The 10,531-nt window shown below is 74.1% G+C and carries 10 protein-coding genes; 6 read left to right on the forward strand and 4 right to left on the reverse strand.

The annotated features are described in order from the left end of the window. Positions 1-90: 90 nt before the first annotated feature. Together ACFQZ6_RS03500 and ACFQZ6_RS03505 are read right to left on the reverse strand one after the other, a co-directional pair. Positions 91-1,107 (reverse strand): DUF6745 domain-containing protein, encoded by a 1,017-nt coding sequence (locus ACFQZ6_RS03500; protein WP_381618045.1) that lies wholly within the window; start codon positions 1,105-1,107, stop codon positions 91-93. 225 nt (positions 1,108-1,332) lie between these two features. Next, positions 1,333-1,659 carry a hypothetical protein gene (locus ACFQZ6_RS03505; protein ID WP_381604869.1) on the reverse strand — a complete coding sequence of 109 codons (327 nt, stop codon included), beginning with the start codon at positions 1,657-1,659 and terminating at the stop codon, positions 1,333-1,335. Between the two features lie 204 nt (positions 1,660-1,863). Here ACFQZ6_RS03505 and ACFQZ6_RS03510 point away from each other — a divergent pair, with 204 nt between their 5' ends. Genes ACFQZ6_RS03510 through ACFQZ6_RS03535 form a run of 6 tightly spaced genes read left to right on the forward strand, consistent with a single transcriptional unit; the run spans position 1,864 to position 8,040 of the window. After that, positions 1,864-2,820: an STM4015 family protein gene (locus ACFQZ6_RS03510; protein WP_381604870.1), complete on the forward strand. Its 957-nt coding sequence runs from the start codon at positions 1,864-1,866 to the stop codon at positions 2,818-2,820. A 7-nt stretch (positions 2,821-2,827) separates the two neighbouring features. Next, positions 2,828-3,796: an STM4015 family protein gene (locus tag ACFQZ6_RS03515; RefSeq protein ID WP_381604871.1), complete on the forward strand. Its 969-nt coding sequence runs from the start codon at positions 2,828-2,830 to the stop codon at positions 3,794-3,796. Then, positions 3,777-4,988 carry an STM4014 family protein gene (locus ACFQZ6_RS03520; RefSeq protein WP_381604872.1) on the forward strand — a complete coding sequence of 404 codons (1,212 nt, stop codon included), beginning with the start codon at positions 3,777-3,779 and terminating at the stop codon, positions 4,986-4,988. The genes ACFQZ6_RS03515 and ACFQZ6_RS03520 overlap by 20 nt, the downstream gene beginning before the upstream one ends. Before the next feature lie 31 nt (positions 4,989-5,019). Further along, positions 5,020-5,826, forward strand: a complete 807-nt coding sequence (locus ACFQZ6_RS03525) for an STM4013/SEN3800 family hydrolase (protein ID WP_381618048.1) — start codon at positions 5,020-5,022, stop codon at positions 5,824-5,826. Further along, positions 5,823-7,175 carry an STM4012 family radical SAM protein gene (locus ACFQZ6_RS03530; RefSeq protein WP_381604873.1) on the forward strand — a complete coding sequence of 451 codons (1,353 nt, stop codon included), beginning with the start codon at positions 5,823-5,825 and terminating at the stop codon, positions 7,173-7,175. The genes ACFQZ6_RS03525 and ACFQZ6_RS03530 overlap by 4 nt, the downstream gene beginning before the upstream one ends. Before the next feature lie 10 nt (positions 7,176-7,185). Continuing rightward, the gene (locus tag ACFQZ6_RS03535; protein WP_381604874.1) at positions 7,186-8,040 is read left to right on the forward strand and encodes an STM4011 family radical SAM protein; all 855 of its coding nucleotides are present in this window, start codon (positions 7,186-7,188) and stop codon (positions 8,038-8,040) included. A gap of 16 nt (positions 8,041-8,056) precedes the next feature. Here ACFQZ6_RS03535 and ACFQZ6_RS03540 read toward each other — a convergent pair whose 3' ends face one another. Then, positions 8,057-9,271, reverse strand: a complete 1,215-nt coding sequence (locus ACFQZ6_RS03540; RefSeq protein ID WP_381604875.1) for an MFS transporter — start codon at positions 9,269-9,271, stop codon at positions 8,057-8,059. Positions 9,272-9,305: 34 nt separating this feature from the next. Continuing rightward, positions 9,306-10,514: a cytochrome P450 gene (locus ACFQZ6_RS03545; protein ID WP_381604876.1), complete on the reverse strand. Its 1,209-nt coding sequence runs from the start codon at positions 10,512-10,514 to the stop codon at positions 9,306-9,308. Positions 10,515-10,531 lie beyond the last annotated feature (17 nt).

The raw sequence follows: 10,531 nt of genomic DNA on the forward strand, positions 1-10,531 counted from the left end.
GTTACGACGGCCACCGGTGTTCTGGTAAGTACCGCGCACGCGATCTTCCGTGCGCGGTCCCCTCCTCAGCTCACTCCGTCAGGTCCGCGCTCAGGTCTCCCGCTCCGGCGTGTAGTCCGCCGCGTCCAGGCCGAAGGTCCAGGCGACGCCCTCCCGCGCGGTGCGGGTGCGCGGCGGCACGCGCAGCCAGTACGTGCGGTGGCTGCCGTCCGGCTCCGGGGTGGAGTTGACGACCTCCACCATCACCAGCGGCTCGTCGCCCTCCAGCTCGATCCGCCACAGCACCCCGGTCTCGTCCCGGTGCACGGGCTCGGCGCCGGACTCCTCCAGGTACCGGTCGTAGCCGTAGTGCTCCAGCATCACGCGGCGCAGCTCGGCGTTCTCCTCCTCGCGTATCCGCCGCGGGGTGAGGGCGGCGAGTTCGTCGAGGAAGGCGGCGGGCACCGGCATCCCGCCCCAGGCGTGCAGCGCGAACCCGTCGGGGAACGCGAGCGCCGCCCCGTCCCCGCGGTGCAGTCGGCCCGCCTCGTCCCGGTGCAGCTCCACCGGGCGCTCGGCGACGACGGCGACCTTCTCGTACGGCCACCACCAGCCCGCCGCGCGGGCGACGGCGGCGATCCCGGCGAGCGGCTCCGCGCCGTCCAGTCCTTCGAAGGCGGCGAGCCAGGCCGCGTCGTGCTGCCCGAGGACCGCGTCGAGCAGCACCAGCCGGACGGCGCGCTCGCCGTCGGGCGTCTCGGACAGCGCCTCGACCACGCCCGTCTTGACGCGCTCGGTCAGCCCGGTCGTGCCGTCCCAGAGCTGGGCGCCGGTCTGCGACCAGCGCTCCGCCCATCCGGCCGGTCCGAGCCGCTCGGCGATCCGCTGCCGGGCGGCGGCCCACGGCCGGGTGCGCACCTCCTCGCGGACGCCGCGCCCGGTCGCGTCCTCCTCCATGAGCCGGGTCGCCAGGACCGCGGCCTCGCGGGGCGAGCCCGCCCACACGATCCGCTCCGGCTCGGGCAGCCCGGCCAGCCGGTAGGCGAGGCGCACCCCCTCCTCGGCGGCGGCGCGGTCCGCCGGGCCGGTGGCGGCGGCGACCTCGCGCCAGCGCGCCGTCGTCTCCAGCACCGTCGCGTCCGCCGGTGCGGTCGTCGCGGGCGCGGTCACCAAGGTCTCCGTCGTCGTCATCGTCTCGCTCTCCCCCACTGTTCCCGTCCGTCTTCCCGGTTCGCCGTCTCGGACCACCGGGTCCGTCAGCGCCAGCCGTCAGGTGTCAGCGGCCAGCCGTAAGTCGTCAGCCGTCAGTCGTCAGTCGTCAGTCGTTCGTCAGCCGTTTGTCAGCCGTGTTCGTCAGTCCGCGACCACGCGGACCGCGCCCGGCACGTACTCCCGCTGGCGCACCACCCGGTACCAGCCCTTCGGCAGCGGTATCGCCGCGTGCTCCTCGTGCACCACCCGGCCGCCGTCCGGGAGATGGAGGTAGGCGGCGCCGAACGGCCCGCTCTCCCGCACCAGCGTGCCCGGCCCGACCACGGCGTGGGCGTGCCCCGTCACCTCGCCGAGCGCCAGCACCAGCCGCCCCCGCGCGTCCCTCGGCTGCCGCGGCAGCCGGTCGGTGCCCGGGGGCACGGCCGACTCGCTCACAGGCACGATCAGGACATCCCCTTGCCGGTACATACGTGTCTCCCTCCGCCGTCGGCACTTCGCCGACCCGATGTCCACGACGCTACGGCAGGGGTCTGACAACGCCCCCCGCCCAAGCCCCCGCCCGCCGGGCGCCGGTGGTCCGGGCGGCCCGCGAACGGCGTTGTCAGTGCGGCTTGGTAGAAATCTCGCGGACCGGCCGAGCGCGCCGGGGCCGTACATCCGAGGAGACCAGTCATGTCCTACGTCGAGCACCTGCGGGAACTGCACGGCCTCGCCGCCTACGACTTCCCCCCACCGGACGGGCCGGGGGACCTGCCGGAGGCCGGGGCCGTCGCCTGGCGACTGTCCGTCAACCCCTACGCCAGCGACGCCAAGGAGAACTTCGGCGAGCTGTGGGACCGGTTCCTCGACACGGTGGACCCGGCCGGGGTCCGCGCGCTCGTCGTGGGCCAGTGGGGCGAGCCGTACGACAACGACTCGGGGGTCGTCGTACGGCGGCTGGTGGACGCCAAGGACCGGCTGACCGGGCTGCGGGCGGTGTTCATAGGCGACCTGGAGATGGAGGAGGCGGAGATCTCCTGGATCGAGCAGTCCGACGTGACCCCGGTCCTCGACGCCTACCCGCTGCTGGAGGAGCTGGGCGTGCGCGGCGGCACCGGCCTGCGCTTCCCGGCCGTCCGCCACGAGCGCCTGCGCACGCTCAGCTTCGAGGCGGGCGGCCTGCCCGGCGAGGTGGTGCGCGGTGTCGCCGCCAGCGAACTGCCCGCCCTGGAGTACCTGGAGCTGTGGTTCGGCGTGGAGGAGTACGGCGGTGACGCGACCGTCGCCGACCTCGCGCCGATCCTCGGCGGCGGCCGGTTCCCGGCGCTGCACCACCTCGGCCTGCGCAACAGCGAGATCCAGGACGAGATCGCCGCGGCGGTCGCCTCCGCTCCCGTCGTCGCCCAGCTCAGGTCGCTCGACCTGTCGCTCGGCGTGCTCACCGACGAGGGTCTGACGGCGCTCCTCGACGGCCAGCCGCTGACCCATCTGACCTGGCTCGACCTGCGCCACAACTTCGTCTCCGACGCGGTGGCCCAGCGCGCCCGCGCGGCGCTGGAGGCGGCCGGTGTGGAGGTCGACCTGTCCGAGACCGGCGAGGAGTGGGAGGACGACGGCGTCGTCCACCGCTTCACCGCCGTCGCGGAGTGAGGCCGTCATGACCTTCGCGGAACACCTCACGACGTTCAACGGCCTTCCCGTCCACACCTATCCCGGTCTCGACGCGGAGGAGCTCCCCGCGGCCGACTCGGTGGCCTGGCGGCTGGACACCTTCGCGGCCGACCTGGTGGCCTTCGACAAGCTGTGGGAGAGCTTCACCGAGCGGGTGCCGAGCGCGTCCGTGCGGGCCCTGGTGATCGGCCCCTGGTGGGGCGAGGACGGCTACGACGACCTGCTCCCCGTGCTGGAGAAGATCGTGGCCGCCGCCGACCGGTTCCCCGCGCTGCGTGCCCTGTTCCTCGCCGACGCCACCAGCGAGGAGTGCGAGATCTCCTGGCTGCAGCTCACCGATGTCACCCCCGCCCTTGAGGCGTTCCCCCTGCTGGAGGAGTTCGGGGTGCGCGGCGGTGACTCGTCGGGGCTCGGCGAGGAGCCGCTGTCGCTGCGCCCGGTGCGGCACGAGGCGCTGCGGGTCCTGCGGTTCGAGTCGGGCGGTCTGCCCGGTCAGGTGGTGCGGGCGGTCGGCGCGTGCGAACTGCCCGCCCTGGAACGCCTGGACATGTGGCTCGGCGTGCGGCAGTACGGCGGTGACGCGGCCGTCGCCGACCTCGCGCCGATCCTGGGCGGCGGCCGGTTCCCGGCGCTGCGCCACCTCGGCCTGGAGGACAGCGAGATCCAGGACGAGATCGCCGCGGCGGTCGCCTCCGCCCCGGTCGTCGCCCAACTGGAGTCGCTGAGCCTGGCCATGGGCACGTTGACGGACACCGGCGCCGAGGCGCTGCTCGGCGGGCAGCCGCTGGGTCACCTCAAGCGGCTCGACCTGCACCACCACTTCCTGAGCGAGGCCATGGCCGACCGGGTGCGCGCCGCCCTCGCCGCGGCCGGGACCGAGGTGGACCTGTCGGACCGGCAGGTGCCGCAGGTGTGGCGGGACACGGAGTGGCGCTATGTCGCCGTCTCCGAGTGACCGCGCGGGCGAGGCGGCTGACGCCGGTTGGCGGTGCGTCGTCGTCGGCAACCCGGAGAACCGGCGTACGACGCTGTTCGCGGACGCCGTCCGCGCGGCGGGCCGTCCGGCGCCCCGGGTGCTGGCCTGGCGCGACGTGCTGCGCGGTGAGTACGCCTTCGCGCCCGGGGAGTTCGCGCGGATCGACTCCCCGGGGGAGAATGCCGAGGTCGACCGGCTGTTGCGGGGCACCGACGATCCCACGCGCGTGGAAGGCACGGCCCTGTGGTACCGCCGCTTCACCGCGGCGGTCCGGGAGCTGACCGACACGGCACGCCGCGCGGGCGCCGTGCCGTCCGTGGACGCCGGGGAGGTGGCGGTGATGTTCGACAAGCGGCGCTGCCACGCCCGGCTGGCAGCGGCGGACGTCGCGGTGCCGTGGGCCCTGCCGGGCCCGGTCCGCGGCTGGGCGGACCTGCGGGAGGGGCTGGCGGCGGCGGGCGTCCCGCGGGCGTTCGTGAAACCGGCGCACGGGTCGTCGGCGTCCGGCGTGCTGGCGCTCACGGTGGCCGGGCGGGGCCGCGTCAAGGCGACCACCTCGGTGGAGACGGCGCCCGACGGCGGGCTCTTCAACTCCCTGCGGGTCCGGCACTACACCTCGGAGCCGGAGGTCGCCGCCCTGGTCGACGCGCTCGCCCCGGACGGGCTGCACGTCGAGCGCTGGCTGCCCAAGGCGACGCAGCGCGGCCGGGCCGCCGACCTGCGCGTGGTCGTGGTCGCCGGGCGCGCCACGCACGCCGTCGTGCGCACCAGTCGGCACCCGATGACCAACCTCCACCTGGGCGGCGCCCGCGGTGACCTGGGCGCCGCCCGCGCGGCGGTCCGGGCGGCGGGCGGCGCCTTCGAGGACGCCCTGCGCCTCGCGGAACGCGCCGCGGCCTGCTTCCCGGGCACGCTCTGCGTCGGCGTGGACGTCCTGCCGTCCACCGGCTGGCGCCGCTTCACCGTCGGTGAGGTGAACGCCTTCGGTGACCTGCTGCCCCGGCTGACCGGTCTGCCCGGCAGCGGCGCGGAGGGGCTGGACACCTACGGCGCGCAGGTGGCCGCCGTACCGGAGGCGATGCGGCGCCACCGGCACGGAGGACAGCAGGACCACCGGCGCGAGGAACACGGAGAACGGCACGAGGAGCACCACCATGACGCCACCGGCTGACCCCCTGTCGGCGACGATGCCGCCGGTCGACATGAACGAGGTCGTCGGCGGCCACGACCTGCTGATGGTCACCCTGGACACGCTCCGCTACGACGTGGCCCAGCAACTGGCGGCCGAGGGCCGCATCCCGAACCTGGCCCGCCATCTGCCCGGCGGTGCGTGGGAGCGGCGGCACGCGCCGGGCAGCTTCACCTACGCCTCCCACCAGGCGATGTTCGCGGGCTTCCTGCCGACCCCGGCGACCCCGGGCCCGCACCCGCGGCTGTTCGCCGCCGCGTTCGCGGGCAGCGAGTCCACGGCGGAGGGCACCTTCGTCTACGACACCCCGGACCTGGTGTCCGGTCTGGCCGCCGTCGGCTACCACACGGTGTGCGTCGGCGGCGTGGGGTTCTTCAACAAGCGCGGCCCGCTGGGCTCGGTGCTGCCCGGCTTCTTCCAGGAGAGCCACTGGGAGCCGGAGTTCGGGGTGCCGTCGCCCACGTCCTTCGAGGCGCAGGTGGCCCGCGCCGAGGAGGTCGTCGCCGCGCTCCCGCGTGAGCGGCGGCTGTTCCTCTTCGTGAACGTGTCGGCGCTGCACCAGCCCAACTGGTTCCACCTGCCCGGCGCCACCCGCGAGGCGGGCGACACGCGCGAGACGCACGCCGCGGCGCTGGAGTACGTCGACCGGCACGTCGGCCGCCTCTTCGACGCCGCCCGCTCCCGCCGCCCGTGCTTCGCCGTCGTCTGCTCCGACCACGGCACCGCGTACGGCGAGGACGGCCACACCGGCCACCGGATAGGCCACGACGTGGTCTGGACCGTGCCCTACGCCCACTTCTTCCTCGACGAGGCCCGATGACCACCGCAGCAGCCCCCCGCACCCTGAGCCCGTACCAGCAGTACGTCTACGCCTACCCGCACAAGACGGCCTACCGCCCGCTGCCGCGCGAGGCGGCGGACCTGCGCGAGATGTGGGCGGGGGAACCGAAGGACGCCCTGTCGCTGTACTTCCACATCCCGTTCTGCGAGGTGCGCTGCGGCTTCTGCAACCTCTTCACCCGGATCGGCGCGCCGGACGGCCTGACCACGGCCTACCTGGACGCGTTGGAACGCCAGGCCACGGCGGTGCGCGAGGCGCTGGGCGAGGGCGCCCGGTTCGCGAACGCGGCCTTCGGCGGCGGCACCCCGACGTTCCTGACGGCGGCCGAGCTGGAACGGCTGTGCGACCTGGCCGAGCACGGTCTCGGCGCCGACCTGCGGGCGGTGCCGGTGTCGGTGGAGGCGTCGCCCGCCACCGCGACGGCGGACCGGCTGGCCGTGCTCGCCGGGCGCGGCACCACCCGGCTGAGCCTGGGCGTGCAGAGCTTCGTCGACAGCGAGGCCCGCACGGCGGTCCGCCCGCAGCGCCGCGCCGACGTGGAGGCGGCCCTGGCCCGGATCCGCGACGCGGGCTTCCCCGTCCTCAACATCGACCTGATCTACGGCATAGCGGGCCAGACGGCCGACACCTGGCGCACCTCCCTGGACGCCGCGCTGGCCTGGCGCCCCGAGGAGCTGTACCTGTACCCCCTGTACGTGCGTCCCCTCACCGGCCTGGACCGGCACCGCGGCGGCACGACGGCCGACGCCGACTGGGACGAGCAGCGGCTGCGGCTGTACCGCGAGGGCCGCGACCACCTCCTCGCGCACGGCTACGAGCAGGTGTCGATGCGCATGTTCCGCCGCGCGGACGCCCCGGACAGCGGCGGCGAGGACTACTCCTGCCAGTCCGACGGCATGATCGGCCTGGGCTGCGGCGCCCGCTCGTACACGTCGAGGCTGCACTACTCCTTCGACTACGCCGTGGACATGCGCCGTATCCGGGGCATCGTCGACGACTACACGGCCCGCTCGGCCGAGGAGTTCCGGCACGCGGACTTCGGCTGGCGGATGACGGCGGACGAGTCCCGGCGCCGCCATCTGCTCCAGTCGCTGCTCCAGGCGGAGGGCATGGCGGTGGCGGACTACCGGGCCCGCTTCGGCACGGCGCCGGAGGCCGACTTCGGGCGTGAGCTGGCCGGTTTCGCGGCCCGTGGCTGGCTGGACGACCGTGCCGCGCCCGACCTGCTGCGCCTGACCCCCGAGGGCCTCGCCCACTCCGACGCGCTGGGCCCCGAGCTGTTCTCCCCGGCGGTGCGGGAGCGCATGGCCGCCTACGAGACCAAGTGACGGCGCGGCCATGGACCTGACGATCCTGTACCGCGGCCCGCTGGCGTCCTGCGACTACGACTGCCCGTACTGCCCGTTCGCCAAGCGCCGCGACAGCCGCGCCCAGCTCACGGCGGACCGGGAGGCGCTGGCCCGCTTCGCCGACTGGGCGACCGCGCGGCGCGACGACCGGCTGTCGCTGCTGTTCACGCCGTGGGGCGAGGGCCTGGTGCGCTCCTGGTACCGCCGTACCCTCGCCGAGCTGAGCCACCAGCCGCACATCGACCGGGTGGCGATCCAGACCAACCTGAGCTGCCGCACCGACTGGCTGGCGGACGCCGACCCGGACACCCTCGCCCTGTGGTGCACATACCACCCGGGGCAGACGCCGTACGACCGCTTCCTCGCCAAGTGCCGGGACCTGGCGGCCCGCGGCATCCGGTTCAGCGTCGGCGTCGTCGGGCTGCCCGAGCACCTGGAGCACGCCCGACGGCTGCGCGCCGACCTGCCCGCGCACGTGTACCTGTGGGTCAACGCGGCGGAGGGGCACACCTACACGGACCCGGAGGCCGACGCGTGGACGGCCCTCGACCCGCTGTTCCCCTACAGCCGCCACCCGCACCGCAGCGCGGGACTGCCGTGCCGCACCGGCGCGTCGGTGGTCTCGGTGGACGGCGACGGCACGGTCCGCCGCTGCCACTTCGTCCGCGCCGAACTGGGCAACCTCTACGACGGCTCCTACCGGGACGCGCTGCGCCCGCGCCCCTGCCCGCTGGCGGTCTGCGACTGCCACATCGGCTACGTCCACCTGGAGACGCTGCCGCTGTACGACGTGTTCGCGGGCGGTGTCCTGGAGCGCGTCCCCGCCGCCCTGCCCACGGCCTGACCCGCCGGGGCGCGGGTCAGGCCGCCTCCGCCTTGCGACCGGCCAGGTTCAGCAGCACCAGCGCGCACAGGGTCGCGCCCACGGCGACCGCCACGAGCACCGTGCTCACCGCGAGGTGCTCGAAGAGGACGCCCGCGACCGCGTAGGCGAGCGGGCTCGCGAGGAAGACGGCGGCGCCGAACACCGGCAGCACGTGCGGGCGCAGGTGCTCCGGTGGCCGCAGCGTCAGCAGCGCGACGGCGGGCGCGGTCACCGCGGGCAGGAACATGCAGCTGGCCGCCACCACCACCGCGACGGTGGCGGCTGGCTGGTCCCAGGGCAGCAGCCACAGCATGACCGCGGCGCCCACCCCGCCGTACGCCGCGAACCGCGTCGGTGAGATCCGCCGCGCGAGCCGGGCGACCGCGACGGTGCCCACCGCGGTGCCGCCGCCCCACGCGGCCAGCAGCAGTCCGGCGACGTGCGGGTCCTCGCCGTAGCGGGCCTTGGCCATGACCGGCAGGGCGAGCAGCACGACGGGCATGAGGGTGCCGTAGCCCAGGGCGGCGAGCGACATCGTGCGCAGCACCGGGTCCCGGAGCAGGTAGCGCACGCCCTCCGCCATGTTGTTCGCCGACAGCTTCTCCGGCACCGTCTCGCGGCGCGGCAGGCCGGTCATCAGCGCGGCCGACAGCGCGAACGTGGCCGCGTCGATCCACAGCACGTTCAGCGCGCCGAACTGGGCGATGAGGAAACCGGCGACGGCGGGCCCGACCAGCCGCGCCGACGAGGTCGCCGTCTCGAACAGGGCGTTGCCCGCGGTGACGGCGCCCTCGTCCGGGCCGATGGCCTCGGCCAGCAACATGCGCTGCGCGGACAGGTACGCCGACGCGACGCTGCCGACGAGGGCGACGATCACCAGCAGCGCCCAGAACGGCAGCATGTCCGCGAGGTACAGCGTGGGCACGGCCGCCAGCAGGACGGCGTTCACGACGTCCCCGACGATCGTGACCCGGCGGGCACCCCACCGGGCCACGAGGAGCCCGGCGGGCATACTCAGCAGCGGCACCGGCAGGATCTGGATGACGAACACCAGACCCATCCGCGCCGGTGAGCCGCTGGTGGTCAGGACGAACCACGGCAGCGCCAGCGTCGTCATCTGCGTGCCGACCGAGGAGATGAACTCCGCGGTGATGACCCTGCGGAACTGCCAGCTCCGCAGGGGTGAGCGGCGCGGCGGCGCGGTGGTCACCGCGCCGCCCCCGTCCGGGCCTGGCGCATCGCCGCTACCACGCCACCGGCAGCTGGTGCACGCCGTAGACGGTCATGTTGGAGCGCATGGGGATGTCGTCCGGCTTGGCGTCCAGGCGCAGGCCCGGGAAGCGCCGCAGCAGGGTGGTGTAGCCGATGCGCAGCTCCAGGCGGGCGAGCTGCTGGCCGAGGCACTGGTGGATGCCGTGGCTGAAGGTGAGGTGGCCGAGGCCGCCCTGGGTGACGTCGAGGCGGTCGGGGTCGGTGAACTGGTGCGGGTCGCGGTTGACGGTGGGCAGGTGGATCAGCACGGTCTCGCCCTCGCGCAGGGTGACGCCGTCGATCTCGACGTCCTCGGTGGGGCTGCGCTGCACACCCACGTGGACGACGGTCAGGTAGCGCAGCAGTTCCTCGACGGCGTTCTCGACGAGGGACTCGTCCATGCGCAGCAGGTCCATCTGGTCGGGGTTGTTCAGCAGCGCGTAGGTGCCCAGCGAGAGCATGTTCGCGGTGGTCTCGTGCCCGGCGACGAGCAGCAGCAGGGTGGCGCCGATCGACTCCTCCAGGGTGACGTCCTCCCCCGCGACGAGCACGCTGAGGACGTCGTCGGCGGGTTCGGCCTGCTTGCGCATGAGGAGCTGGGCGGTGAGGTCGACCAGGTCCATCAGCGCCGCCTGCACCTCCTGCGGGTCGATGTCCAGACGCAGCAGCTTCTCGGAGGCGGCCTCGAACCGGTCCCGGTCGGTGACCGGCACCCCGAGCAGTTCGCAGATCACCTGCGAGGAGACCGGGACCGAGTAGTCGGTGACGAGGTCGGCGGGCGGTCCCTTGCGCAGCATCGCGTCGGCGTACTGGGCGGTGATCTCCTCGATGCGGGGCGTGAGCTGCCGCATCCGGCGCAGCGTGAACTGACCGGCCAGGAGCTTGCGGAAGCGGGTGTGGTCCGGCGGGTCCATGTGCTCGAACAGGCCGGGGATCTCGGCCTCCAGGTCGGAGGCGCGGTTGGAGGGGAACGCCAGGTGCTTGTGCCGGGCGGCCGAGCTGAACCGCTTGTCGGCGAGGATCTCCCGGCCCTGCCGGTACCCGGTGACGAGCCAGCCCTCGTGGCCGTCGGGGAAGGTCATCCGGGAGAACGTGTCCACGGCGCGCAGCGCCTCCGGCGGGTCGAACGGCCGCTCCCGCAGCGTCGGCAGCCCGTTGGTGATGGGGCACTTCTTCTCGGCCATGTCTGCCATCTCTGCCATGTCTGCTGTCTCTCCCA

Source organism: Streptomyces flavalbus (assembly GCF_042674625.1).
GTDB lineage: Bacteria > Actinomycetota > Actinomycetes > Streptomycetales > Streptomycetaceae > Streptomyces > Streptomyces flavalbus.

Bases quoted from the DNA above. Each gene is read 5' to 3' on its own strand.
- ACFQZ6_RS03525 (WP_381618048.1), top strand. From the start codon at position 5,020: ATGAACGAGGTCGTCGGCGGCCACGACCTGCTGATGGTCACCCTGGAC.
- ACFQZ6_RS03530 (WP_381604873.1), top strand. From the start codon at position 5,823: ATGACCACCGCAGCAGCCCCCCGCACCCTGAGCCCGTACCAGCAGTAC.
- ACFQZ6_RS03545 (WP_381604876.1), bottom strand. From the start codon at position 10,514: ATGGCAGAGATGGCAGACATGGCCGAGAAGAAGTGCCCCATCACCAAC.
- ACFQZ6_RS03515 (WP_381604871.1), top strand. From the start codon at position 2,828: ATGACCTTCGCGGAACACCTCACGACGTTCAACGGCCTTCCCGTCCAC.
- ACFQZ6_RS03535 (WP_381604874.1), top strand. From the start codon at position 7,186: ATGGACCTGACGATCCTGTACCGCGGCCCGCTGGCGTCCTGCGACTAC.
- ACFQZ6_RS03510 (WP_381604870.1), top strand. From the start codon at position 1,864: ATGTCCTACGTCGAGCACCTGCGGGAACTGCACGGCCTCGCCGCCTAC.
- ACFQZ6_RS03505 (WP_381604869.1), bottom strand. From the start codon at position 1,659: ATGTACCGGCAAGGGGATGTCCTGATCGTGCCTGTGAGCGAGTCGGCC.
- ACFQZ6_RS03520 (WP_381604872.1), top strand. From the start codon at position 3,777: ATGTCGCCGTCTCCGAGTGACCGCGCGGGCGAGGCGGCTGACGCCGGT.